A 24,264-nucleotide genomic window follows, 5' to 3' on the forward strand; every position below is an offset into this window, starting at 1 on the left:
CAGAGGATTCCGCCCCGGCCGCGCCACCCACCTCCGCCCCCGCCTTCCGTCACCCCCGACTCTTGGCCGGAATGACGTTCGAGCACCTGCCTGAGTAGGAGCACTCAGGTCATCACAGCGCTCGACGTGGCGATCGCCGCCCTTCATCCAGGGCGAAGGTGCACCAGACCTGCTTCTCGTCGAATCCCGTGCGGTGCCAACCCCATCGGTGCGACAGCGCCGCGACCAAGTGCAGCCCCCTGCCGCGCTCACTGAACGGATCGTCATCGCCGGTCAGTTCGGGTACCAGCTCCGGAGCGTGGTCGATGACCATCACGCGCAGCACAGGCGGTGCGTACTCTCGGCACGCCGCCAAGATCAGTTCCAATCCCGTGAGCCCACCCCCGTGTCGTACGGCATTGGTGCACAGCTCCCCGACGGCGAGCTCTACCGAGTCGGCCAACTTCGGGAGTTTCCAGTGCTGTTGGACCCATACGCGGGCGCGGTGCCGGGCTTCCGCAACGGGGCGGTGAGGGTCGAGAGCGGAGCCATCCCAGCCGACACGGGTGGGAGTCGCGTCGAAGGGAGCGGGCAGGGCCAGTGCATCCATCGTTCACCTCGCGAGGGAGTGGAGGGGGTCCGGCATCAGACGCTAACCGCAAAACTAAAACGCGTGCTACTCGCTTCACTCAAACGGGTATTCTCTGCGATCCCGATGGACACCCAACTCCAGAGATCGGCAAACTGTGCGCGCGAACGAGGAGTTGACCCATGGCACCACGGCAGACCCCCACCATCCGTCAGCGTCGATTCGGCGCTGAGCTCCGCAGGCTGCGCGACGCAATCGGCATGTCCGCACCGGTCGCGGCCGAGCGGCTCGGAGCGGACCGCACGATGATCTCCAACATCGAGTCGGGCAGATTCGGCATCAGCGAGGAACGGCTCCGCCGACTGGCGAGCATCTACGAGTGTGACGACTCCGAACTGATCGACGCCCTGGCCGCGATGACCGGCGGTCGGTCGAGGGGCTGGTGGAACGAGTACCGGGGCAAGATCCCGCCGGACTTCCTTGACGTGGCAGAACTGGAGCACCACGCCACAAGCTTGCGCACCCTCCAGACAGCGCACATTCCCGGTCTCTTCCAGACCGAGGACCACGCCCGGGCTCTCTTCGACCTCTTCGTACCGGCCTTGCCCCGCCTGGAAGTTGAGCTGAGGATCGCGCACCGTCTGGCCCGCCACACCGTGGTCGCGAAGGAGCCTGGCCTTCCGTACGTCGGCCTGGTTCACGAAGCGGCCCTTCGCATGCGTATCGGGGGCCGCAAAGTAGCCAAAGCTCAGCTGGACCGTCTTCTGGAGGAGAGCGAGCGCCCCAACGTCCGTCTGCTCGTCATCCCCTTCACCGCGGAAGGGTTCCCCATGGCCGGCGACACGATGATGTACGTCTCCGCCGCCAGCCCTCACCTGGACACGGTCGAGGTGGACTCTCCGCTTGGTGCTGTCTTCTTCGACGCGCCGGCCCAACTGGCCAACTTCCGCAGGCGACTGGACTTGGTCGAACAGGTGGCGTTGAATCCGAACGAGTCGAGGGATCTGATCCTCGGAATCGCCGGAGAACTGTAAGAGGTGCCACCCTTGCCCGAGTTGAAATGGCTCAAGTCCTCGCACTCGGAGGCGTCAGGCAACGCCTGCGTCGAGGTCGCCGAGAACGGCCCCCTCATCGCCGTACGAGACTCCAAGCATCCGGAGTTGCCGTATGCCACGGTGGGGTGTGAGGCGTGGGGTCGGTTCACTGTTGCGCTGGTCGACGGGCAGCTGCGCTGAGCCCTAGCGAGGCGGAAACTCACTGCCGAAACAACGCGCCGGGGTGGGCAGCTCGCGATACGGCACAGGGTGGGCACCTCCCGTGCATGCCCACCCTGTTTCCGCAAACCGTGCGCCCCTACTGGAAGTAGCTCGCGCCCTTCAGGTCGCCGCCCCGGTAGTCACCGCCGGCCGTCTGGACCCGCTGCGAGATGTTGACCAGGGCCTGGTGGATGCCCCGCGCGTGCGTGTCCCACTCCTTGGACTTCTTCTGGAACTCCTGGTACGCCTCGCCGCCCCAGCCCGAGGACACGTTGAGTACGGCCTGCTTCAGGGCCTCGAGGTCTTCCTCGAGCTTCTTGGCCTGGTTGCCCAGTTCGGTGGCAAGCGCGTCCATGGTGCCGTACGTAACGGCAAGTTCGTCGTAGTGGACTCCGGACATGTTTCCCTCGCTTCTGTGAAGATTTCAGCCGGACTGCGCAGCCCGGACAACGGTGCGGCTCAATGCCGCCGATGGCTCCTCAGTAGCTGTTGAGCGCCGAGGTCTTTCCGCCGAGATCGTCTACCGAGATCTTCCGGAGGTCGGCCTCGATCTGGGCTTCGAGGTTGCGCTTGTCGGTCTTGTTCAGGTTGATGCCCTCGAGGAAGTCGTCGAGCATCTTGCCGATCGCGACCATGTGCTGGTTGATTTCCGTCTGCTTCACGTTGAACGCCTGGGCGCCCTGTCCCCTCCAGGCCTTCTCGATCATGTCGATCGTGCCCTGCAGCTTCGCGAGGGATGCCCTGATGTTGTCGTATCGATCGACGACCTCGGTCTGAAGCCTCTGTACGTCGCTGTCATTAAGAACGCGGTCCGCCATTTCGGCACTCCCTTTCCTGAGAGCTGTGGTTCATTTCTGCGCGCGTCACCGAATGGTGGTGCGCTGGTCGTCGCACTTCCGCGCAGTTGTGGTTGGCCTGCGTCGGAACCGTTGTGTGCGACGGGTTCAATCCCGCGTGATTCGTCACGCGCCGCGCCGTGAACGAACCACGGTGAAGGCACCGCCTCCGATCACCACCAGAGCCCCGGCGGCTCCAAGGGCTACCCACAAGACGGTGTTGTCGGACGTCTCTGAGCTTGTTCTTGCAGCAGAAGTCCCGCCGCCTGAGGGGTTCTTCGGTGCTTTTGACGGGGCTGACGTGGAAGGTGATGGAGAGGGCGATTCCGAGGGGGACATTACCTCGAGGCTAATGCTGTTCTCGAAGCTGAGGGGGTCCTTGTTGGCCGGGCCTGGATCGATACTGCTGTTTTCCAGCACCTTGCGGGGACGGGCCAGGCCGTAGCCGAGGTACTTACTCGGTGTGTTCTTTGGCCAGTCACGGCTCGCTGTGTCAAGCAAACTGCGGAGAACCTGGTTGGCTGTCCAGTCGGGGTGAGCGGACCAGATGAGGGCGGCGGAGGCCGAGGCGATGGCGGTGGCCATACTTGTGCCCCCACCGCCGTCACAGTACGAGCGGAACGTCGCGTCGCACCATGTGGGCAGATTTAGGCCGGGAGCCGCTAGATCAACATCGTGGCCGTGCTCCGAGAACTTTCCGACCTTCCCCTTCTCGTCTGCGGCAGCAATCCCGACGACATAAGGATAGGCGGCCGGATAATCTATGAGATTTTTGGATTCAGCATCGTTGCCAGTGCTGGCGAACATCAACTTGCCCTTGGATTGGGCATACTTGATGGCCTCCAGCTCGTCCTGGTCGAAGGCATTTCTACCGATGGACATGCTGATGATCTGAGCATCGCTGTCAGCGGCCGCTTTGACCGCATCCTCAAACGAAGGGGTCTTCTTTCTGTCGGTAGGGTTCTTCACGCCCTTGATGAGTACCCGATAGGGGACGATCTTCGCGCCGGGTGCCAGACCCTGCAAGCCGCCTCCTGCGCCAGTACCGGCAATCAACTCCGCCATAGTGGTGCCGTGGCCGTCGTAGTCCTTAGTGGCGTTATGCGAGACCGCCCGTGGCACCTCCCCCTCCAGTACCTGGCCCTTCAGTGAGGAGGTGTCGGGATTCACGCCGGTGTCCAACACGGCGACCTTGACACCTTTGCCCGTGCTGGTCTTCCACATACCTTCGGCGTCCATCGCGTCCAAATGCCACTGTCGTGACTGGACGTCGGCGGCAACCACGCTCGGAGCCAGCCCGGACGACGCAATGGTGAAAGCGCCGAGTGCGGCGCACACGATGGACACCCGTCTTCCGGCACGTCCTGCGAAAGGCGCAGTCAATCTGCCACGGGGGCTGGTCCCTGTCATGCCTCTGTAGATCCTCGCTCGTGTTCAGTCAGTCGCTGGCGGCACGTTGCGTCGCTGGGTCTCAGGCTGACGTTGGTCCTGGCGGTCCTCGCGGTTGGTATTGCGTCGACTCGCCCTCGAGCCTTGTGGGACTCCAGCACTGACTCCGGCGGACCCGCCGTTCCTGCCTTCCCGCACTCGCCCCTTGGGTGTACCAACGACCCCGTCAGGATTGCTGGCAGCGGGGCGGGCAGGCTGCACCGGACGAGCCCCAGGAGCGGCCTGCGGCGCCCCGATGACCCCTCGCTGCTCGATCTTGCCGGCAGGTGGACGGGAACCGTTACTGCCCTCGGCGCCGACGACCGTCCCTCGAGGAACCCTGGAACTGGTTGATCCCGGAGCAGCACCACTGATCGGCCTTCCCCCGACGACACCATTGCCGCGCGCCGCCCCCGTCGGGCCCATGCCATCAGCACGGCCGCTCGCCGTTCCCCCTACGGGGCGAGGTGTTCCGCCGGAAATGCCTCGGCCCACGGGAGAGTTGCCAGTCGCCGTGCCACCGGCGCGAACCCCCGGCTGTCCTGTAGCCGCGGCACGTCCCATCGGACCCGTAACGCCGCTCCCCCCGGCGGTGCCGCCGGGAGCGCCTGTGCGTCCCTGTGCCGAAACCGGACCCGTGGTGCCGCGCCCGCCAACAGTGCCGCCGGGAGTACCTGCACGTCCCTGTGCCGAAACCGGACCCGTGGTGCCGCGCCCACCGACGGTGCCGCCGGGAGCGCCCGCACGTCCCTGCGCCGAGATCGGGGGCCTGTTTCCGGTCGTTCCGCCGAAGCCCGAGGTGCGGCCGCTCTGCCCGCCGCGGGCAAGAGGAACCGGTCCCGAAGCGAACGGAAGAGGCGCCCCTCCGCTGGAACTGCCTGAACTGGTAACCGACTGCGGCGAATTGGGCGTTGGCCTCGCGGCTTCCTGAGGGGGCTGCAGAGTGCCTACGCTGTCGATCTCCGTACCGACAGCCCCATCCGGGGAAATAGACGAGCCGTCCACATGCTTGAGTGGTGGGGAGGTGTCTCCCGAACGGGATTGGCCTGCCGCCGTGCCCGATGAGTCTTGCCCCGCCACCGCTGACTCGCGAAGAGCCCCAAGCCCCCCGGCGCCTTGCACTTCAGCACCTGGAGTGGGGGGCGTGATCCTTTTGTCCTGGGTCGGCTTAGGCACCCCCACATCCGGCATAGCCTCAAAAACAGGAGGCTCCTGCTGTGCCAGCATCGTCTCCGACACCTCGTAGAAGGACGACAGCCGATTCATCTGGTTGATCGCCTCTTGGCGGTCCTTCTCGGCCTTGACCGCCGCCGCGTACTCCTCGTTGCTTTCAACTCGATTGGGCGTCGGAATGTCCGCGACCGCCTTGGGGTCCTGCCGGGTGTCGCGGGGCGGCATGGCGTTGCGTACGGAGGCGAGGCCCGTGGCTGATGCCGTCATCTGGGTCCCGGCGGCCTCTGCGAAGTCGGCGAGTTTGCGGGCGTGGATGACGAGTTTGGCGCCCCACTTACGGAAGGCCTCGCCGGACTCGCCCTCCCAGTCGACCCGGCTGATGTGGCCCTCGAGCTCGCCAGCGGCGTCCTCGATGGCGGTCTGCGCGTTCAAGAGAGCAGTGGCCGCGGTCTCCAAGTCCTCCGGTTTCGCGGACTCGACCATGTCGATCATGGCGTTCAGGTCGTGGCCCTCGAAGTTCGTTGTGCCAAAGACGCGGGAGAACTTTCCGCCGAAGGGGAGGAACCGGGCCACCCCCGCCACACCGTGCGCTATGTCGATGCCGCTAACCTGCTGAGCGGCTTGCTCTCTCTCCGCCTGGTGCGGGTTCTGGTGCTCCTGCTGGTCGCTCATTAGTACCCGTCCCCTGCCTGGTCGTCATCAGAAAGTTGTGACCCGGCCTGGCCATCCTTCGCAGCCTCCGCCTCAGCTTTCTCCGCGGCCTTCTTCTCCCGCGCCGCTTCCCACTGCTGGCGGCGGATTTCCTCCCCGATCTCGTAGAACCGCCGCCGTTGCTCCTCTTCGAGGTTGCTGAAGTTGCCGTCCGCGCCCATGACGGCGATCTGCATCGCCTCGATCTGAAGCCCCAGGTGCTTGGAGAGTGTGGTGAGGCGTTCGTGGACGCGCTCGTACTGGCTGTGGAGGCCCTTCGCCTCGGCGAAGCCGCCCGCACCGCTGAACGATGCCTCCGAGAGAGCGTGCGCCGCGATCTTCTGAGGGCTGGCAGGCGAGCCCTCGAAGGTGGAAAGCACCGTATCCACACGCTTCTTGAAGGTTCCGAGCGCTTCCAGGCCGATCTTGAGGCCCTCCGCAGGCAGCATGCCTTCCCTCCCCGTTCCCCGTTCGTAAGCCGACGAGCGCCGCGCAGGCCGTGGCCTGATCGACTCACCCGACAACCACTGTAGTCATTGTGTAAATCGAGCCCAACTGAGCTTTGTGTTAGATCAGTTACGAAGTTGTCGAGACAGCGTCAATCAGCCACGCCCTGAACTACCGTGAAACGCCTGAATATTGGGCACAGCGACCTGACTCGGCCCTCTCACGTCCCATGACAGTTTTCCCTCCAAGGAGTTGGCTGCCTGGCGCGCCGCAACCTTTGCGATGCCAACGCGCGCCCGTCGTAGCTCCCCGTGCGGTGCCCGCCGAGTCCCCAACTCGCTGGGTTACTCCCGCACATGGGGCGAGCCTCTGCGTCCCTTACCACGCGGTGCGCACCGTAGGTCGACTCCACGGGACTCTTCGACAAGCTGACCTGAATCCAGCGCCCTGTTGACGGCGCCGTGCCAGGCGCACCCGAAGGGGATTCACCCAGCAGCAAGGTCACTTCGCGTCGCCATGCGTTGAGGATCCGTAGTCCGCCCGCGGCCCGCCGAGTCGATCCGCGACGAGCGCGAGCCAGCCGCTCGGCGCGTACGGCGCCGGCGGGTCGACCTCCATGCCCAACTCGGCGACGGCCAGGGCGTAATCGGACTCGCCCAGTTCGAGGGCGAGCAGCTCGTGCAGTTCGCCGACGAGGCGGGCCACGAGCTGTGGGGCGGTAGAGGCCCGGTAGTCGTCGACGGCCACGTCGTGGTCGTCGAACTCGTCGGGCATGTCCTGGGAGAACCAGCCGCCGAGGAACTGACCGAGTTCGGGGAAGCGGGCGTGCCACTCCCAGTGGGTGTCGTGGGCCTCACGGAGGGCTTCAGCCTATTTCAGGATTCGTCACTTCGGCATGAAGGTGACCACGGCGAAGGGTGGGTCCAGGCTGGCGTCGTATCCCAGGCGGGTCTGCACGCCGCATGCATCGGTCACCGGCGTCGCTTGGCCGTTGACCACCACGGAGGTACGACCAGTCACCTGGGGGCGGGGGCCAGCGGATTGCTCGGGTCCGCACTCACTGAGAGGACCTCGAAGACCGGCGACGGTGGTGCGGGCGGCGGGCCGGTTGCCAGCCAGGCGTCGATCTCGCTGCTCTTCTGCCGGATGTGGTCAACCGGCCACGCCGCGAGGTCAGCAGGCCCCCTCACGGCTCGTCACCGCGAAGTCGTACGACGGGACGGTCACCGTCCCCTGGCCTCCCGCGATACCCGGCGGCTCATAGTCCCCGTCCTTCGACCGGGTACGTGTGACATCCAGGCAAAAGGCCGTGCCCGCGCCGGAAGCCGTGACCCTGTATCGCGCCTCGGAGGCCGTGTTCGAGGCGGCGGGCGTCGCGTACACGTCGTACTGCGGGGCGTCGCCGCCGCCGTGCTCGACGACCTCGTCTTCGATGGTCGTCGCGTATTCGTCGATCCATCTGGTGTCGGTGTCCTCGGCGTAGATGTCGCCGAAGCCGGAACTGCCGTCCAAGGCGTTCGTGGCCCCCTGCACCGCGCTGGTCAGCTCGCTGTCGTCCCACGACGTGTCGTCGGAGACGCCGAAGCCCTGCACACTCAGGTAGATGCCGGTGCCGGCCATGGCTACGAGCGCGACGCGGGCGACGACGAAGAAGGCGTCGGGCAGTTCCTCGGCCGACGGGTTGATGCCGGCGCGCCACGCCCGTATGCGGTCCGCCTTGATGCAGGCCATGGCCAGCAGCACAGCGGACAGGACGAGGGTCAGCACGTTCATTTTGGTCAGCGCGTCCATGATCCCCCCTCCAGTCGTCGCCCCTGCCTGCGCCGCGCATCCCGGATCGCCACCGCCGTGCCGCCGAGACCCGCGACAAGGACCACCGCACCCACAGCCACGTACGTAGCAAGCCGAGCGTTCCGTTCCGCGGCGGTTTCGCCGACCTGGAACTTGGCCGCAGTAGGGGCTTCCGGATTGCCCAGGCCTTGCTGGGGGTTGGGGGACTCCAGCGGCTCGTCGTCCTCCGTCAGGGCCCGGACCGGGTCCACCACTCCCCAGCCGACCAGGCGGTCGTGGCCCGCGATCGTGCGCTCCGCCGTCTGTTCGATCTGGGCGACGATCTGCTGGGCCGTCCACGTCGGGTGCTTCGCCTTGATCAGGGCTGCGACGCCGGCGACGTACGGGGCCGAGAAGCTCGTACCGTTGTCGGAGCAGTGGCCGCCCTCGGGGACCGTGGAGATCATGTCGACGCCGGGGGCCGCCACGCCGACGAACTCGCCGGCCTGGGAGAAGGAGGCGCGCTCGTTGTTGCGGTCCGAGGACGCGACCGCTAGGACGCCCTTGTAGGACGCGGGGTACGTCTCCTTGACGTTGCCGCCGAGGCCGTCGTTGCCCGCCGAGGCCACGACGACGATGTCCTGGGCCAGGGCCTCGTTGATCGCCAGTTCCAGGTCGGACGTCGGCTTCACCGCGTTCGATGTGTCCTGGGAGATGTTGATGACGCCGGCCCCGGCCTGGATGGCGTAGCGGATCGCCTGCGTCAGGGTGTCGGCGGTGCCGTGGCCCTCCGCGTCGTTCTGCTGGATCGGGATGATCTTCGCCTCGGGGGCCAGGCCCACGAAGCCGGTGCCCGCGGCGGGGCGGGCCGCGATGATGCCGGCGACCTTGGTGCCGTGGCCGACGGTGTCCGTGGTGCCGTTCTCCTTGCCCCGCTCGATCTCGTTGCCGTCGTCATCCTTGAGGTTCTTCGGCAGGAGGTTGCGGCCGCTCTTCGCGTCGACCGCGTCGCGCAGCTGGGGATTCGTGATGTCGACGCCGGTGTCGATCACCGCCACCCGTACGCCCTTGCCCTTGGACTGGCTCCACAGCTCGTCGAGGAGGACGCGCTGCAGGGACCAGGGACGGCCCGGGTACTTGCCGTTGGGGAACTGGCACTGGTCCGAGTACGGGAGGTCGGCCGCCGCCGCGGGGGGTGCGAGGACAACGGGAGCGGTCGTGAGCAGGGCCGCGGCCACCGCGGTCGTCATGCGGAGGGGGGAGGGCATGTGTCGCACGTCCGCGCCCCCTCAGGACCCCTGCGGCTGGCGTGCCGCCGTCGTCGACAGGCGTGGGCCCGTGGGCAGGAACTCCGACCAGGCGGCGGGGATCGGCGCGGGGGCCACCTCCTTGTAGCCCAGCCGGGTCTGGGCCTGTTCGGCCTCCTGCTGGGCCTGTTCGCGGTCCTTGGCCGTCGTACCGATGCCCGCGTCGTCCGTGCCGCTGTCGGCGTTGGACTGAAGGACGTAGCGCAGGCCCGTGTCGGTGACGAGGAAGACGGGACCGGCCTTGGTCTCCTCGCCCTGGAACTGGCGGTAGAGCTGGCCGGAACCAGGCGTGACGTACGCGCTGGAGGAGCCTGTGGGCAGCTTGGCCGGGAAGTTCGTGCCCGCCCAGGTGCTCAGGGTCGTGGCGCCCGAGCCGGCCTTCACGTCACGCAGGACGTTACAGACGGTGCTGCGGCTACCGGCTGCTCCGGAGGCCTCGTTGACGGGTTGGGGGTCCTCGGTCGGCCAGGTGTACTCCGTGCCGAACGGTTCGCCCGGGACGATCGCGCCGGGGCCCATCTCCTTGGCCTGACCGGCCTGTCCGAGGGAGGCCAGGTCCTCGCTGAACAGCAGGAGCTGGGCGACGAAGGCCGAGATGGGGGCGACCCGGCCGGGCAGCACCAGGTAGTACTGGTCCGTGTTGTTGTCGGGCGCCTTGAGTACCATGCCGACCCTGTTGGTCGTCTCGTCCAGCTGACCGGGGGCGTCGGCCGCGGCGCCCACCTGGTCGGTGATCTCGGGGAAGGAGATCCGGTCGCCCCGGTGCAGGGTCTCCAGCCACTCCTTGGACACCTTCTGCGGCTGCCGGCCGGAGCCGACGACGGCGCGCAGCAGCAGTTCGTCGCTCTTGCCGATGGGGTACGACCGTCCGCTCGCGTCCACTACATAGCGGTTGCCGTCCGGGCCTGTGACGTAAAGGAGTTGACCTCCCGTCAGCTTCTCTCCCTTGCCCTCGGTCGCCTTCATGTCGCGGGAGGCGAGGACCAGGGCCGCCTTCTGGATCTCGCCGCCCGCGCTGGGGCGTTCGCAGACCGCCCAGCGCTTCTCGCTGCCCGCCTCGGACGCCGGGGGAAGGCGGTCGGGCCCGTAGGGGATGCCGATGGTGACGCCGTGCGGGATCTTGCCGTTGTCGAGGACGGACTCCTCGACGGTCACCACATCGCCCTGGCCCTCGTCGAGGAGCAGCTTGGCGGACGCCATGTTGAGGACCGGGTGCAGTTGGACCTCCCCGTCGGTCTTCAGGACGACGTAGCGCGTGGTCGAGTCGCTGGCGACGATCACCTTGGCGTTGGGGTCGTTCCAGCCCTTGGGCGCGGTGGGCTTGAACATGCCCCACGCCCCGAAGACGGCGATGACGATCACGCCCACGATGAGGCCGGGAACGATCGCGCGCAGCGGGCGGGGCGCCCCCTCCTCCGAGCCGTCGGGCGACGGCTGCAGGAAGGCCGCGAGCATGCGGCGCTTCGCGAAGGTGTAGGCATTGAGCTGGTCGCGCCGAGATGCCATCTGTGCCTGTCTCTCCCCGTGTTCACATGGGCCGCGCTCGCCGGGGTGACCTGGTCCCCCGCCTCCGATGTCAGAGCGGCCCCCTACTATGCCTGGTATCCGCGGGGACTTGTGGAGCGGGTAGGGTACTCGGGCCCTCAAGGGCCTTGTGCAGTGCTGAAATCCAGCGAGTTGTGAGGGAAAACGGGGGGATGGAGTGATGGCATCCGGAACGCGCGTCCGGTCTCGTGACCGATCGCGGACACGGGGCTCCTCGGCGCCCCGGCAGACACCGGCGCAGCGGCCGGCCTCACCGAGCGCGCTTCACTTCAGAGTGCGTTCGGGGCAGGTCGGGACATCTCAGTTGCAACGCTTCGTCCTGTTTGAGATCGCGGCCGCCATCCTGGTTGTCGGATGGGTGATCGACCCAGTGGCCCTGGTGCCTGCGGCTGTCGTCGCCGTCTGCCTGGTGCTGCTCTCCTTTTTCCGTCGGCGCGGCCGCTCCCTGCCCGAATGGCTGGCCACGGCACGGGCGTTGAAAGCGCGGCAGCGCCGGGCCGCGAGTACGCCGATACCGGAGGGCACGGAGCCGGGGCTCGCGCCGGCCGTGGAGTGCGACCCGAGTCTGCGGACGTACACGTACGCCGGCCGTGACCGCCGGCCTGTCGGAATCATCGGGGACGGCACGTTCGTCACCGCGGTCCTGCAGGTGGAGGCCGACGCCACCGCGCTGCGGGCCGAGCGGAGCAGGCAGCCGCTGCCGATCTCCCTGGTGTACGACGCCCTGGAGGTGGACGGGATTCGGCTGGAGTCGGCGCAGGTCGTGCTGCACACCCAGGCCGCGCCCGCGATTCATCTGCCCCAGCAGTCCGTGGCCGTCGCCAACTACGCGCCCCTGCAGGAGCAGACGGGTGCGCCGGCCGTGCGGATCACGTGGATCGCGTTGAAGCTCGACCCGGAGCTGTGCCCGGAGGCCGTGGCCGCGCGCGGGGGCGGTCTCGTCGGGGCGCAGAAGTGCGTCGTGCGTGCCGCCGATCACCTCGCGAGCCGGCTGACCGGGGCCCGGTTCCGGGCGACTCTCCTCGACGAGGAGGAGCTGACCTCCGCCATCGCCACCTCGGCCTGCGCCAACCCGCTGGTGACGGCGGAGGCCGGGCGGGCGGAGACGCGGGAGCGGCGGACCGAGGAGTCTGGCCGGAGCTGGCGCTGCGACAACCGCAGACACACCACGTACTGGATCCGCCGGTGGCCCACGCTGGGCGGCGAGAGAGCGCCGTCGATGCCGCAGCTCCTCGCTCTCGTGACGGCCGTCCCCGCGCTCGCCACCACCTTCAGCCTCACGCTCACGCGCGGGGAGCGGCAGGAGGTCTCCGTGGCCGGGCACCTGCGGGTGACCGGGCGCAGCGACGACGAACTCGTCGCCGCCCGGCGCGCGTTGCAGGGCGCGGCCCGGCACACGGGCACGGGGCTCGCCCGCCTCGACCGGGAACAAGTCCCCGGCATGCTCGCCACTCTGCCCCTCGGAGGTGCCCGGTGACGTCGATGACCACACGTGTGGGACAGGCGGCCACCGGTCGCGGCGAGCCACAGCCCTCCGTCCCCGAGCGGGCGCGCGAACTGCTGCGCAGCGGCCTCGGGTTGATCGGTCCGCGGCACGCTCGGCACTCCGTGTCCGTCGACCAACTGGACGCCCTCGCCCTCCCCATCGGAGACGACGGTGTCGTCATCGGCGTGGACGCGGAGGGGCGGCCCGCGGTGTTGGGGCTCAATCGGCCGACTCCGTACGACATCGTCCTCATCGGTGGGCTGTGGACCGTGCAGGTCCTCGCGCTCAGGGCGGCGGCGACGGGAGCACGGGTGGCCGTGGAGACGGGGCGTCCGCAGGCCTGGATACAGATGGTGCATGCCATGGGCGGCGGGCAGAACGGGCTGGCCGTGTATGACGTCGGACGAGTGCCGCCACAGGGCACCTCGGCCGGTACGCCCGTGCTGGTGGTGCGGGACTGCGGTATGCGGCCTCCGCGCGGCCGGGTCGTCTCCGGGCCCTGGCAGTCGGTGCTGACCCTGCTGCCGTACCTCAGCCCGGTGGCTCCACGGCTCGTACGGCAGGCGCGGCTCGTCGGTGTGCAGCGAATCTCGCCGGACGAGGCGACGGAGCTGGGCCGCACGATGGCGCTGCCGCGGCCCGAGGTGGAGGCCTTGCCCGGCCTCTCCGACGGCCTCACCCTGTGGTGCAGCGATCGCGACCGGCAGTACGTGATGACACAGCCGACGGACGCCGAGACCGGATTGTTGGGTATGCCACGAAGGATGGACTGAGGGTTCGGATTTGCGCGCCTTTGACTTGACTCGGGCGCTTTGAACGCGGGTCGCGGCTGATTCGATGTTCGCCTTTTGCGCGGTTGTTCGCCATTTCATCGAGCGCGTATGTCACTTCTGGGGCGGAGTGTGACGTAGTGGGTAGGTGCCGAGGGTGGGCGGGCCTGCCGTGGGGGTTGTTGTGGTGATTAGGCTGGGTGGGGTGCGGCAGGAGAACCCGTGGGCGGGTCGGCCGCGTCACAGGGGGAGAGCCGGGCGGATCAGACGGCCTCGGACGACAAGAACGGTCGCCCCAGTACGGCATGACGGTGCTCGACCACACCAGGAGGAATTGTGAACAGCGATCGGGACGGGATCCGCGGGGGCTGGGCCACACCCGGCGATGACCAGTCCGACGCGGAGTCCGCCGTCGAGACGACGGGCGAGTTCACCATCGATTACGCGCCGCCTGCCTGGTATACGCAGAATGCGTCGGGTAGTTCGGAGGAGGCATCTTCTTCTCCGGTTTCCCCCTCTTCACCCGCTTCGCCTGCTTATCCCGCTTATCCCGTTTCTCCGGTCGCGGAGGAGGCGGGTACGGCTGAGGGGACGGCGGCTGCCGACGCTTCGGCGGCTGTGCAGGGGTCTTCTGCTCCCGAGGCCTCGTCGGCTGTTGGTGGTCCGGGTGCTGTGCCCAAGTTGCCTGTGGACGGTGGGTTCGAGCCGGGGTGGCGTACGTCCGATGCGTCGGCCGGGACGCCTGCCGCTGACGCCGGTACTCCTACCGCTCTGCCCAACCTGCCTGTAGGAGGCAGTTTCCAGGCTCCTTGGGTTACGCCCGTGCCTCCGGCTCCCGTTGCCGATGCTCCTGACGAGGAGGGGGACGCGGGGAACGGGGATCTGGAGAGTGGCGCCACGATGCGGATCTCCGCTGTCGCTCTTAAGAGGGAGATTCAGGAGCGGGCTGCGGAGGCCGAGGACGGGGAGAGCGGCGACGACGGTTCGGGGGTTGTCGAGGAGTCGGCGGTTGTCGAGGAGTCGGCTGGCGGTGACTCCGTCGATTCGGCTGAGGAGAGCGCTGGGCTTGAGGGGGGCGACTCCGCCGGCTCCGATGGCTCCGATGAAGTCGAGGATGTCGTTGGCGCCGGCTCGGACGTTGTGGACGACTCGGATGTTGCTGAGGTGGTGTCGTTCGGGAGTGGGTCGGATGACGGTGGCATCGAGGGCGTAGACGAAGAGGAAGAGGTTGAAGGGGGCGACGCGGGGGCGTCCTCGGAGGGTGTGGCCGAGGGGTCCGACGAGGCGGAGGGCGAAGGCGACGTTGCGGAAGAGTCCGCGGACGTTGTCGGTCTCCCCCGGGTTGATGTCGTTTCCGAGGGTTCCGGTGAGGATGCCGAGGACTCGGACGACGAGGTCAACGACGCTGTTCCTACGGGGGACTTGGAGCCTCAGGACGCCGAGCCTGAGGATGCCCGGCCGGGTGACGATGCCGAGCCGGAGGACGCTCAGCCGGGCCGGGGTGAGCCTGCGGACGCGGAACCTCAGGATGCGGGGCCCCAGGACGCCGAGCCTCAGGACGTAGTGCCGGGGCTTGGTTCGGGGGCCGGCGATGCCGTGCAGGACGCGCCTCCGGCGTGGGCTCCGCCGCCGTTGCCGCAGGGCGGGCTTCCGCCGTTGCCGCCCGCGTATCAGCCTGCCGCGCCTGCTACGGCGGCACAGTGGCCCGCATCCGCGGAGAGCGACAGCCAGGGCGACGGCGGACAGACAGGGGGTCCGGCGCAGCCGTCGGTGCCGCCGCAGGGGCAGCAGCCGTTCCAGCCGCAGGCACCGCAGCCTGCGCCTCCGGCTTGGCCTGCTGGTCCGGGTACGCCTGCCGTGCCGGGCCAGCGTGCGGATGCGGCGTCGGCACCCGCTCCGGCCGCCGACTCCGCGCCTTCGGCGCCTGCCGCTGGTGGTTCCGGGGCTGGTTCGGTTCCTGGGCAGGCGGGGGGTCAGGGCTTCCCGCAGTTCGGTACTCCGCCTGGTACGGCACCGAGTCCGCAGGGCAGCCCCGGCTCCCCGCAAGCCGGGAGCCCGACCGCGCCTCCGGCCGCCCAAGGTGGTTACGGATTCCCGCAGTCGGGCGTCACGACGACGGCTCCGCAGGACAGCCCTGCCCAGCCCCAGCCCCAGGGCGGCTACGGGTTCCCGCGGCCGGGCAACAACCCCGCTCCTCAGGCGCCGAACATTCCGGCACAGGGTGCGCCCAACACGCCTGGGCAGGCGGCTGGTTACGGGTTCCCGCAGCCCGGCACGCCCGGAGGCGCCGCCCCCTCCGCCGCGCCCCAAGCACCCGGTCAGCAGGCCGGTTATGGATTCCCCCAGCCGGGGAGCCCTGCGCCGGAGACACCCAACAAGCCTGGCCAGCCCGTCGGCGGGTTCCCGCAGCCCGGCACGCCCGCAGGTGCTGCCGCCACTCCCGCTGCCCCCAACTCGCCTGCTCAGCAAGGCGGTTACGGATTCCCGCAGCCGCCCGCTCCTGGACAGCAGGCGCAGGGTGCCGGTCAGCCCCCGGCTCCGGCATCGGGGCAGCCCGCAGCTCAGCCGCCCGCCGCCGCGCCACCGCAGGCGCAGCCGCCACAGGCGTCCAGCCCGCAGGCCGGGTACGGATTCCCCCAGCCGGGGAACACCGCTCCGGGCGCGCCCAACAGGCCCGGGCAGCCCGCCGGTTACGGATTCCCGCAGCCCGGCACACCCACCCCCACCAACCCGGCTGCGCCCAACTCGCCCGCTCAGCAGGGGGGTTACGGGTTCCCCCAGGCGCAGGGTGCCGGCCAGCTCCCGGCTCCGGCGCCGGGGCAGGCCGCTGCTCAACCGCCCGCCGCCGCACAGCCGCAGGCGCCCCAAGCTCAGCCCCACCCCGGCCAGCCGTACCCACCGCAGGGCGGCCAACCGCACGTCCCGCACCAGCCGAACCCCCAGGCAGGCACGGACCAGCACCACCCCGGCGCACCGCACCCGCAGGGCGGCCAGCAGCCGCCCATGCCCCAGCCTGGCCAGCCAGGTCAGCCGGGCGGGCAGCCACCCGTCGACCCCCGCGCCGGTGCCGCCTGGCCGCAGGCCGTGCGACACGATCAGCGGCAGCCCACGAATCCGGGGGCACCGCTCGGGTACACGGCGGCCGTGGAGCTGTCGTCGGACCGGCTGCTCAACAACAAGAAGCAGAAGGCGAAGAGCGGGCGCACGGCGGCCGCGTCCTCACGCTTCAAGCTCGGGGGCAAGAAGGAGGAGGCCGAGCGGCAGCGGAAGCTCGAGCTCATCCGGACGCCGGTGCTGTCCTGCTACCGCATCGCCGTCATCAGCCTCAAGGGTGGCGTCGGCAAGACGACCACGACCACCGCGCTGGGCTCCACGCTCGCCAGCGAACGGCAGGACAAGATCCTCGCGATCGACGCCAACCCGGACGCCGGTACGCTCGGCCGCCGCGTTCGCCGCGAGACCGGGGCCACCATCCGTGACCTCGTCCAGGCGATCCCGTACCTCAACTCGTACATGGACATCCGCCGGTTCACCTCGCAGGCGTCCTCGGGGCTCGAGATCATCGCCAACGACGTCGACCCGGCGGTCTCCACGACGTTCAACGACGAGGACTACCGGCGCGCGATCGACGTGCTCGGCCAGCAGTACCCGATCATCCTGACCGACTCCGGTACGGGTCTTCTCTACAGCGCCATGCGCGGCGTACTCGACCTCGCCGACCAGCTCATCATCATCTCGACGCCCTCCGTGGACGGTGCGAGCAGCGCCAGTACGACGCTGGACTGGCTGTCCGCCCACGGGTACGCCGACCTGGTGTCGCGGTCCATCACCGTCATCTCCGGAGTGCGTGAGACCGGCAAGATGATCAAGGTGGACGACATCGTCAGCCACTTCGAGACACGGTGCCGTGGCGTGATCGTCGTGCCGTTCGACGAGCATCTGGCGGCCGGTGCCGAGGTCGACCTCGACATGATGCGGCCGAAGGTGCGCGAGGCGTACTTCAACCTCTCGGCGTTGGTCGCCGAGGACATCGCGCGGCACCAGCAGTCGCAGGGCCTGTGGACGTCGGACGGCAACCCGCCGCCGGTCGCCGCGCCGCCCCTGCCGGGCCAGCCCGTTCCCGGCCAGGTCCCGGGGCAGGGCCAGCCGGGCCAGGCGTACCCCCAGCATCCGGGTCAGCCGGGCGGCCAGCCGTACCCGCAACAGCCCGGCGCGCAGCCCCAGCCCGGCCACCATCCGGGTGCCCAACCCCAGCCCGGCCACCAGTCCGGCCCTCACCCCGGCGCCCAGCCCCAGCCTGGCGCCCAGCCCGGCGGCTACCCCCAGCCACCCGCGCAACCGGGCCACCCCGGCGCACCCCAGGGTTGGCAGCCCCACCCGGGCGGACCGACACCGCCCCAGCCCGGCGGTTACGGATTCCCGCAGCCCGGCCAGGCCGCACAACCCCAGCCGCAGCCCCAGCCAGGACAACCGCCTCAGCCGCACCCCGGCGGCCCGGCACCCGCACAACCTCAGCCCGGCCATCCCGCGCACCCCCAACCGGGCGCCCCGTTCCAGCCCCCCGCCCCGGGCCAGCAGTTCCAGCCGGGTCAGCCGTTCCACCCGAACCAGCCACCCCAGGGAGACCAAGGCCAGCACCAGGGCCAGGGACAGAACCAAGGCCAGGGCCAAACCCCACCACCCCCACCCCCGCAGTAACCCAACCGGCCGAATCCCACCCCCCGGTTCCACCCGAAGAGCCCGCCCCGTTCCCCAACGGCGCGGGCTCTTCGCGTACGCCCGTATCCGCCCGCGTACGTCCGGACACCGCCCCCACGCACGACCCCCGAAACACCCTCACACCAGCCCCGATCCCCACCCCATCCTCCACCGCCAGGCCGCTACCAGGCCCCCTTCACCGGTCTGAACCAATGGTCATCAAATCCGCGTCAACTCGTTATTTCCGCAGGCCACATGGGGTGTATCAGCCGTTGACGCACACCGATCGCCACTGATAGACACGCACACCAAACTCCCGGTGATGACGCGAGGTCAGCAGCCATGGACGCATACGACCAGTACGGCCAGTACGACAGAACCAAGCGCACCCCTCTCCGCCCCCTCCGCCTCCTCCTGGCCGCAGCCACCGCCGCCCTCACCCTCACAGCCGCCCTCACCACTCCCCTCAACCCGGCACCCCACCAGGCCCGTGCAGCGGAGGACGGCAAGGACGTCCTCACCGTCGCCGTGGCGCAGAGCGTCGACTCGCTGAGCCCGTTCCTGGCGACGCGGCTGGTCAGTACGAGCATGTTCCGGCTCATGTACGAGTACCTGACCAACTACGACCCGAAGGACAACCGCGCGATCCCGGGCCTGGCCACCAAGTGGGAGCCGTCCGCCGACAAGCTCACCTGGACGTACACGATCCGGGACAACTCCAAGTGGTCGGACGGCAAGCAGGCCACGGCCGAGGACGCGGCGTGGACGTTCAACAAGATGATGACCGACGAGGGCGCGGCCACCGCGAACGGCAGCTTCGTCGCGAACTTCCGCAAGGTCACCGCCCCGAGTCCCACCAAGCTCGTCATCGAACTGAAGAAGCCGCAGGCCACGATGGCCGCGCTGGACGTGCCGATCGTGCCGAAGCATGTGTGGGAGAACGTCGGCGACTTCTCGAAGTTCAACAACGACAAGACGTACCCCATCGTCGGCAACGGGCCGTTCGTCGTCACCGACTACGCCGCCGACAGCTTCGTACGGCTGAAGGCCAACACGTCCTTCTGGCGTGGGGCTCCGAAGTTCGACGAGCTGGTCTTCCGTTACTACAAGGACCAGGACGCCGCTGTCGCCGCCCTGCGCAAGGGCGAGGTCTCCTTCGTCGCGGGTGCCCCTGCCCTGACACCGGCGCAGGCCGCGTCCCTCAAGGGCGAGGAGAACATCAAGGTCAACGATGCGCCCGGCCGCCGTTTCTACGCGCTCGCGACCAACCCGGGCGCGCGGGCCAAGAACGGCGAGAAGTTCGGCGACGGCCATGAGTCGCTGCTCGATCAACAGGTCCGTCAGGCGCTGTTCATGGCCGTGGACCGCAAGACCATCATCGACAAGGTCTTCCAGGGGCACGCGGTCGAGGGCGAGGGCTATATCCCGCCGCGCTTCTCGACGTACCGCTGGAAGCCGACGGCCAGTCAGAAGCTGTCGTACGCCCCGGACAAGGCGAACCAGCTCCTCGACCAGGCGGGCTACAAGAAGAACGGCGACGGCAAGCGCGTGGGCAAGGACGGCAAGCCGATCAACTACCGCATCCTGTGTCACGCGACGGACCCCCAGGACAAGGCCGTCGGCAAGTACCTCCAGGAGTGGTGGGGCGAGCTCGGCATCGGCGTCACCCTCGACTGCCTGGACAACGTGACCGATCCATGGCTCGCCGGCGAGTACGACCTCGCCTTCGACGGCTGGTCCGTCAACCCCGACCCGGACTTCGTCCTGTCCATCCACACCTGCGCCGCGCTCCCGGCGACCCCCAAGGACACCGGTGCGACGGACAACTTCATCTGTGACAAGCAGTACGACGAGCTGTACGAGAAGCAGCTCGCCGAGTACAACCCCGCCAAACGGGCGGACCTCGTCAAGCAGATGGAGTCGCGGCTGTACGACACCGGGTACATGAACGTCATGGCGTACCCGAACGCGGTCGAGGCCTATCGCACCGACCAGATCGAGTCGATCATGACGATGCCTCAGGACGCGGGGAACATCTACGGCCAGGACGGCTACTGGAGCTGGTGGTCGGCGACTCCGGCCGCCGACGGCGAGGCTGCCTCCGAGGAGTCGAGCTCCGCGGGCGTCATCATCGGCATCGTCGCGGGTGCCGTGGTCCTGGCGGGCGTCGGGGCGTTCTTCGCGATGCGCCGTCGTGCCACTGCCGAAGACCGCGAATAGCCCCCACCCAGTGAGCCGAGTGAGAGTCCATGACCGTATGACCGCCGAAGCGACACCCTCGCTGGTCGAGAAGACCGACGGCCCCGCCGAGGCCGGGCCGTCGGTCCGCGGACCACGGGCGCGCACGACCGCCGCGTATCTGCGGTATGTGGCGGGCAAGGTGGGCGGCGCGGCCGTCTCGCTGCTCGCCGTACTCGTCACCAGTTTCTTCCTCTTCCGGCTGATCCCCGGCGACCCGGTGAAGTACATGACGGGCGGGCGCCAGGTGTCGGCCGAGCAACTGGACACCTACCGGCGGGAGTTCGGCCTTGATCTGCCGCTGTGGCAGCAGTTCACGGAGTACTGCGGCAAGGCGCTCACCGGCGATCTCGGCACCTCGTACCAGTTCAACGCACCCGTCATCGACAAGATCACCGAGGCGCTGCCGAACACCCTGCTGCTCACGGGCACGGCGTTCGTCCTCTACACGGCGCTCGGCGTCTTCCTCGGCACACGGGCCGCCTGGCGCCACGGCGGGCTCGGCGACCGGCTCAACACCGGTCTGGCGCTGACCCTTTACTCGATTCCGTCGTTCTGGCTGGGGCTGCTGCTCATCATCGTCTTCTCGGTGGGCATGGGCCCGATTCCGGGTCTCTTCCCGACCGGCGGTATGGAGTCGGGCGGCGAGGAGGGTTTCGCGTACGTCCTCGACGTCGCCCATCACCTGATCCTGCCGGTGATCACGCTGGTCGCGGTGGAGTACGGGCAGACCCTGCTCGTCACGCGGTCCGCGCTGCTGGACGAGATGGGCAGCGACTATCTGACGACCGCGCGGGCCAAGGGACTTCGGGACGATCTCGTACGCCGTCGCCATGCCGTGCCGAACGCGATGCTGCCGACCGTGACGCTGATCTTCGTCAATCTCGGGCGGACCGTAGCGGGTGTGATCCTCGTCGAGACCGTCTTCTCCTGGCCGGGCCTCGGCGGGCTCTTCTACCAGGCGCTGAGCGTGCCCGATCTTCCGCTGGTGCAGGGGCTGTTCTTCATCTTCGCGGCGGCGGTGATCGTGATGAACACGCTGGCCGATCTGATCTATCCGCTGCTCGACCCCCGGGTGGGCCGATGACGACCGAAGCAACTACCCCTGCCACCAAGAGTCCGCGCGCCCTCGCCCGGCAGCGCCGCCGTCACTCGGCGGCCCGCTTCTGGAAGCAGTACCGCACGCACCGTGCCGGCCTCTTCGGGCTGGCCGCCCTGGTGCTCTTCGCGCTGATCGCACTGACCGCGCCGCTGACCATCGGCTCCGATGTGCAGAGCGTGACGGATGCGCCCGGCGGGCCGCTGGAGAGCCCGAGCACCGAATTCCCGCTGGGCACGGACCAGTTCGGGCGCAGTCTGCTCGGTCTGGTGGTCTGGGGCTCGCGGGTCTCGCTGCTCGTGGGGCTGCTCGCGGCGGTGCTTTCGGTGGCGATCGGGGCGCTGATCGGGATCACCGCCGGGCACTTCCGGGGCTGGTACGCGACCGTGTTGATGCGGATCACGGACTGGTTCCTGGTCATGCCGACGCTGGTGCTCGCGATCGCCCTCGCCACTGTGATGTCCCGCTCGCTCAGCACGATCATCCTGGCGATCGGCGTCACGACCTGGCCGACCACGGCCCGGCTGGTGCGCGCCCAGACCCTGGCCGTGGAGTCGCGGCCGTACATCGAACGGGCCAAGGCGCTCGGCGGCGGCCACTGGCACATCATGTCCCGCCACGTCCTGCCGAACGTCATGCCGCTGGTGCTGGCCCAGACCACGCTGATCATCTCCTCCGCGATCCTCGCCGAGGCGACGCTGGCGTTCCTCGGGCTCGGCGATCCGACGGTGGTCTCCTGGGGCGGGCTGCTCCAGGACGCGCGGGAGGCGGGCGCGGTCAGTTCCGGGAAGTGGTGGTACCTCGTCCCGCCGGGTATCGCGATCGCCGTCGTCGCCCTCGCGTTCACGCTGTGTGGGCGCGCGGTCGAGTCCGTTCTCAACCCCAGGCTGGGGGTGGCCCGTTGAGGCTGCTGGAGGTACGCGACCTCGAAGTGACGTACGCGGGTGGGGCCGCCGCCGTGCGCGGGGTGAACCTCACCGTGGACGCGGGCCAGAAGCTCGGCCTCGCGGGTGAGTCGGGCTGCGGCAAGTCGACGCTGGCGCTCGCGCTGCTGCGGCTGCTGCCGTCCGGGACGCGGGTGTCCGGGGAGATTCTCCTGGACGGCGAGGACGTGCTGGGCATGAAGTGGGGGCGGGTACGGGCGGTCCGGTGGGCCGGTGCCTCGATCGTGTTCCAGGGCGCGATGCACTCGCTCAACGCCGTGCACCGCGTCGGCGACCAGATCGCCGAGCCCATCCTGCTGCACAGGAAGGCGACGCCCGCGGGGGCCCGCAAGAAGGCCGGCGAACTCCTGGAGCATGTGGGCCTTCCGGCGGCACGCGCGTCCGCGTACCCGCACGAGCTGTCGGGGGGCCAGCGCCAACGCGTCATGATCGCCATGGCCCTGGCCTGCGACCCCCGCCTGATCATCGCCGACGAGCCGACCACTGCCCTCGACGTGATGATCCAGGCGCAGATCCTCCGCCTCATCGAACAGCTCGTCGCCGAACAGGACCTGGGCCTCATCATGATCAGCCATGACCTCGCGGTCCTGTCCGACACCTGCGACCGGCTCGCGGTGATGTACGCGGGCCGGGTGGTCGAGGAGGGCCCGGCGCAGTCGGTCTACGAGAACGCCCACCACCCGTACGCCCGGGCTCTGTCGGCAGCGTTCCCCCGCATCGGCGACCCCGCCTCACGTTTCGCCCCCCGCGGCTTGCCGGGCGACCCCCCGGATCCGGCCGCCCTGCCCTCCGGCTGCACGTTCCATCCACGCTGCCCGGAGGCCCTGGACGCGTGCACGACGGAGGACCAGCCGCTGAGGGATGCGGAGCGGGGATGGCGGGCGGCTTGCGTGCACGTGGGGGACGCAAGGCTCGCCGGAAACCTCCGCGAAGTGAGGAGCCGCAAGCCATGAAGACCACCACTCCCCCACCCTCCGTGCCCTCCGCGTCGCCCCTCCTCAGCGCCGAAGGCCTGCACGTCACCTTCCCCGGTCGTCACGGCGCAGCCCGGGCCCGTGCTGTCGACGGGGTCGATCTCGACATCCGACCCGGTGAAATCGTCGCGCTGGTCGGGGAGTCGGGGTGTGGGAAGACGACGCTGGCGCGCTCGCTGCTCGGGCTCGTTGCGCCGACCGCGGGCCGGGTCACGTTCGCGGGCAGGCCCCTCGAGTACTCCTCACGGACCCTCAAGGCATACCGCAAGCGCGTCCAGTTGGTGCTTCAGGATCCGAGCGGCTCGCTCAATCCGCGGCACACGGTGTACGACGCGGTGGCGGAGGGCCTGCGTATCCACGGGTACGCGGGTGACGAGCGGGCGGCGGTCGCCGAGGCCCTCTCCCGGGCCGGGCTGCGTCCTCCCGAGCGCTTCTTCCTCCGCTACCCGCACGAACTCTCCGGCGGCCAGCGGCAGCGCGTCGTCATCGCGGGCGCGCTCGTCCTGGAGCCCGAACTCATCGTCGCCGACGAGCCGGTGGCCTCCCTCGACGCCTCCGTACGCGGCGAGATCCTGGCCCTCCTGCTGCGCCTGCGCACCGAACTCGGCCTGTCCGCCCTCGTGGTGACGCACGACCTGGGCCTCGCGTGGAACATCGCCGACCGGGTCGCGGTGATGTACCTGGGCCGGATCGTGGAGACGGGACCGGTGGAGCAGGTCCTGACGGCACCCCAACACCCGTACACCCAAGCCCTGTTGTCCGTCCTGCCGGAGGCACCCGGCGATCCGGTCGTCCTCACCGGCGAACCCCCGGACCCCTCCCGCATCCCCTCCGGCTGCCGCTTCCACGCCCGCTGCCAGATCCTGGCGAGCGGCGAGGCCGACCGCGCCTCAGTCGCGGACGCCTGCCGCGGACAGGACCTGCCGGTACTGGCCGGAGACGGCCGGACCCAGGTGGCCTGCCACTGGGCACGGGCCGTCCGGACGGAGGCAGTGGAGCAAGTGCCGCAGTAGTCGGTTGCGTCGATACGTCGAC

The 24,264-nt window shown here is 69.0% G+C and carries 20 protein-coding genes and 2 pseudogenes; 12 read left to right on the plus strand and 10 right to left on the minus strand.

Translation table 11 applies throughout. From position 1 onward, the window contains the following. Positions 1 to 112: 112 nt before the first annotated feature. Entirely contained in the window at positions 113 to 589 is a 477-nt protein-coding gene (locus ACYVO6_RS20335) for an ATP-binding protein (protein ID WP_461063043.1), read from the minus strand. A gap of 161 nt (positions 590 to 750) precedes the next feature. On the opposite strand from ACYVO6_RS20335, the gene ACYVO6_RS20340 reads away from it, so the two are divergent. After that, on the plus strand, positions 751 to 1,602 hold the full coding sequence (locus ACYVO6_RS20340) for a helix-turn-helix domain-containing protein (RefSeq protein ID WP_461063045.1): 852 nt from the start codon (positions 751 to 753) through the stop codon (positions 1,600 to 1,602). A gap of 12 nt (positions 1,603 to 1,614) precedes the next feature. Next, a complete protein-coding gene (locus ACYVO6_RS20345; protein ID WP_461063047.1) occupies positions 1,615 to 1,803 on the plus strand; it encodes a DUF397 domain-containing protein in 189 nt (62 codons plus the stop codon). A gap of 118 nt (positions 1,804 to 1,921) precedes the next feature. Here ACYVO6_RS20345 and ACYVO6_RS20350 read toward each other — a convergent pair whose 3' ends face one another. The 3 genes from ACYVO6_RS20350 to ACYVO6_RS20360 form a co-directional block, all read right to left on the minus strand. Further along, positions 1,922 to 2,224: a WXG100 family type VII secretion target gene (locus ACYVO6_RS20350; RefSeq protein WP_386350033.1), complete on the minus strand. Its 303-nt coding sequence runs from the start codon at positions 2,222 to 2,224 to the stop codon at positions 1,922 to 1,924. Between the two features lie 79 nt (positions 2,225 to 2,303). Then, positions 2,304 to 2,642 (minus strand): WXG100 family type VII secretion target, encoded by a 339-nt coding sequence (locus ACYVO6_RS20355; RefSeq protein ID WP_461063049.1) that lies wholly within the window; start codon positions 2,640 to 2,642, stop codon positions 2,304 to 2,306. Positions 2,643 to 2,786: 144 nt separating this feature from the next. Next, complete coding sequence (locus ACYVO6_RS20360) at positions 2,787 to 3,998, minus strand: S8 family serine peptidase (protein WP_461063116.1); 1,212 nt, start codon at positions 3,996 to 3,998, stop codon at positions 2,787 to 2,789. A 1,572-nt stretch (positions 3,999 to 5,570) separates the two neighbouring features. Here ACYVO6_RS20360 and ACYVO6_RS20365 point away from each other — a divergent pair. Further along, complete coding sequence (locus tag ACYVO6_RS20365; RefSeq protein ID WP_461063051.1) at positions 5,571 to 5,936, plus strand: hypothetical protein; 366 nt, start codon at positions 5,571 to 5,573, stop codon at positions 5,934 to 5,936. Here ACYVO6_RS20365 and ACYVO6_RS20370 read toward each other — a convergent pair. From ACYVO6_RS20370 to eccB, 6 genes and pseudogenes are all read right to left on the minus strand, one after another. Next, complete coding sequence (locus ACYVO6_RS20370) at positions 5,933 to 6,400, minus strand: hypothetical protein (protein ID WP_461063053.1); 468 nt, start codon at positions 6,398 to 6,400, stop codon at positions 5,933 to 5,935. The genes ACYVO6_RS20365 and ACYVO6_RS20370 overlap by 4 nt on opposite strands. Positions 6,401 to 6,899: 499 nt before the next feature. Further along, positions 6,900 to 7,241: pseudogene (locus ACYVO6_RS20375) on the minus strand (contact-dependent growth inhibition system immunity protein); the annotation flags it as partial. Positions 7,242 to 7,283: 42 nt separating this feature from the next. Next, positions 7,284 to 7,418, minus strand: a complete 135-nt coding sequence (locus ACYVO6_RS20380) for a hypothetical protein (protein ID WP_461063055.1) — start codon at positions 7,416 to 7,418, stop codon at positions 7,284 to 7,286. A gap of 153 nt (positions 7,419 to 7,571) precedes the next feature. Next, complete coding sequence (locus tag ACYVO6_RS20385; RefSeq protein ID WP_461063057.1) at positions 7,572 to 8,189, minus strand: hypothetical protein; 618 nt, start codon at positions 8,187 to 8,189, stop codon at positions 7,572 to 7,574. Further along, positions 8,177 to 9,436: a type VII secretion-associated serine protease mycosin gene (gene mycP, locus ACYVO6_RS20390; RefSeq protein ID WP_461063059.1), complete on the minus strand. Its 1,260-nt coding sequence runs from the start codon at positions 9,434 to 9,436 to the stop codon at positions 8,177 to 8,179. The genes ACYVO6_RS20385 and mycP overlap by 13 nt, the downstream gene beginning before the upstream one ends. A 21-nt stretch (positions 9,437 to 9,457) precedes the next feature. Next, positions 9,458 to 10,981, minus strand: coding sequence for a type VII secretion protein EccB (gene eccB / locus ACYVO6_RS20395; protein WP_461063061.1), 1,524 nt, complete (start codon positions 10,979 to 10,981; stop codon positions 9,458 to 9,460). A 199-nt stretch (positions 10,982 to 11,180) separates the two neighbouring features. On the opposite strand from eccB, the gene eccE reads away from it, so the two are divergent. The 9 genes and pseudogenes from eccE (at position 11,181) to ACYVO6_RS20440 (ending at position 24,242) form a co-directional block, all read left to right on the plus strand. Beyond that, complete coding sequence (gene eccE / locus ACYVO6_RS20400; protein ID WP_461063063.1) at positions 11,181 to 12,497, plus strand: type VII secretion protein EccE; 1,317 nt, start codon at positions 11,181 to 11,183, stop codon at positions 12,495 to 12,497. 5 nt (positions 12,498 to 12,502) lie between these two features. After that, positions 12,503 to 13,279, plus strand: a complete 777-nt coding sequence (locus tag ACYVO6_RS20405; protein WP_461063065.1) for a hypothetical protein — start codon at positions 12,503 to 12,505, stop codon at positions 13,277 to 13,279. A gap of 333 nt (positions 13,280 to 13,612) precedes the next feature. Beyond that, a pseudogene (locus tag ACYVO6_RS20410) lies at positions 13,613 to 13,693 on the plus strand (SCO5717 family growth-regulating ATPase); the annotation flags it as partial. A 1,146-nt stretch (positions 13,694 to 14,839) separates the two neighbouring features. Next, on the plus strand, positions 14,840 to 17,974 hold the full coding sequence (locus ACYVO6_RS20415; protein WP_461063118.1) for a nucleotide-binding protein: 3,135 nt from the start codon (positions 14,840 to 14,842) through the stop codon (positions 17,972 to 17,974). 342 nt (positions 17,975 to 18,316) lie between these two features. After that, positions 18,317 to 20,194 carry an ABC transporter substrate-binding protein gene (locus tag ACYVO6_RS20420; RefSeq protein WP_461063067.1) on the plus strand — a complete coding sequence of 626 codons (1,878 nt, stop codon included), beginning with the start codon at positions 18,317 to 18,319 and terminating at the stop codon, positions 20,192 to 20,194. A gap of 37 nt (positions 20,195 to 20,231) precedes the next feature. Further along, a complete protein-coding gene (locus tag ACYVO6_RS20425) occupies positions 20,232 to 21,299 on the plus strand; it encodes an ABC transporter permease (RefSeq protein ID WP_461063069.1) in 1,068 nt (355 codons plus the stop codon). Further along, positions 21,296 to 22,216, plus strand: coding sequence for an ABC transporter permease (locus ACYVO6_RS20430; protein ID WP_461063071.1), 921 nt, complete (start codon positions 21,296 to 21,298; stop codon positions 22,214 to 22,216). Before ACYVO6_RS20425 ends, ACYVO6_RS20430 begins: the two co-directional genes overlap by 4 nt. After that, positions 22,213 to 23,208 carry an ABC transporter ATP-binding protein gene (locus ACYVO6_RS20435; RefSeq protein WP_461063073.1) on the plus strand — a complete coding sequence of 332 codons (996 nt, stop codon included), beginning with the start codon at positions 22,213 to 22,215 and terminating at the stop codon, positions 23,206 to 23,208. Before ACYVO6_RS20430 ends, ACYVO6_RS20435 begins: the two co-directional genes overlap by 4 nt. Next, positions 23,205 to 24,242 (plus strand): ABC transporter ATP-binding protein, encoded by a 1,038-nt coding sequence (locus ACYVO6_RS20440; protein ID WP_461063075.1) that lies wholly within the window; start codon positions 23,205 to 23,207, stop codon positions 24,240 to 24,242. Before ACYVO6_RS20435 ends, ACYVO6_RS20440 begins: the two co-directional genes overlap by 4 nt. Positions 24,243 to 24,264: the final 22 nt, after the last annotated feature.

This window comes from Streptomyces pseudoechinosporeus, assembly GCF_054783935.1.

Bases quoted from the DNA above. Each gene is read 5' to 3' on its own strand.
- ACYVO6_RS20370 (WP_461063053.1), bottom strand. From the start codon at position 6,400: ATGCTGCCTGCGGAGGGCCTCAAGATCGGCCTGGAAGCGCTCGGAACC.
- ACYVO6_RS20425 (WP_461063069.1), top strand. From the start codon at position 20,232: ATGACCGCCGAAGCGACACCCTCGCTGGTCGAGAAGACCGACGGCCCC.
- eccE (WP_461063063.1), top strand. From the start codon at position 11,181: ATGGCATCCGGAACGCGCGTCCGGTCTCGTGACCGATCGCGGACACGG.
- ACYVO6_RS20430 (WP_461063071.1), top strand. From the start codon at position 21,296: ATGACGACCGAAGCAACTACCCCTGCCACCAAGAGTCCGCGCGCCCTC.
- ACYVO6_RS20440 (WP_461063075.1), top strand. From the start codon at position 23,205: ATGAAGACCACCACTCCCCCACCCTCCGTGCCCTCCGCGTCGCCCCTC.
- ACYVO6_RS20355 (WP_461063049.1), bottom strand. From the start codon at position 2,642: ATGGCGGACCGCGTTCTTAATGACAGCGACGTACAGAGGCTTCAGACC.
- eccB (WP_461063061.1), bottom strand. From the start codon at position 10,981: ATGGCATCTCGGCGCGACCAGCTCAATGCCTACACCTTCGCGAAGCGC.
- ACYVO6_RS20405 (WP_461063065.1), top strand. From the start codon at position 12,503: ATGACCACACGTGTGGGACAGGCGGCCACCGGTCGCGGCGAGCCACAG.
- ACYVO6_RS20340 (WP_461063045.1), top strand. From the start codon at position 751: ATGGCACCACGGCAGACCCCCACCATCCGTCAGCGTCGATTCGGCGCT.
- mycP (WP_461063059.1), bottom strand. From the start codon at position 9,436: ATGCCCTCCCCCCTCCGCATGACGACCGCGGTGGCCGCGGCCCTGCTC.
- ACYVO6_RS20335 (WP_461063043.1), bottom strand. From the start codon at position 589: ATGGATGCACTGGCCCTGCCCGCTCCCTTCGACGCGACTCCCACCCGT.
- ACYVO6_RS20350 (WP_386350033.1), bottom strand. From the start codon at position 2,224: ATGTCCGGAGTCCACTACGACGAACTTGCCGTTACGTACGGCACCATG.
- ACYVO6_RS20420 (WP_461063067.1), top strand. From the start codon at position 18,317: ATGGACGCATACGACCAGTACGGCCAGTACGACAGAACCAAGCGCACC.
- ACYVO6_RS20385 (WP_461063057.1), bottom strand. From the start codon at position 8,189: ATGGACGCGCTGACCAAAATGAACGTGCTGACCCTCGTCCTGTCCGCT.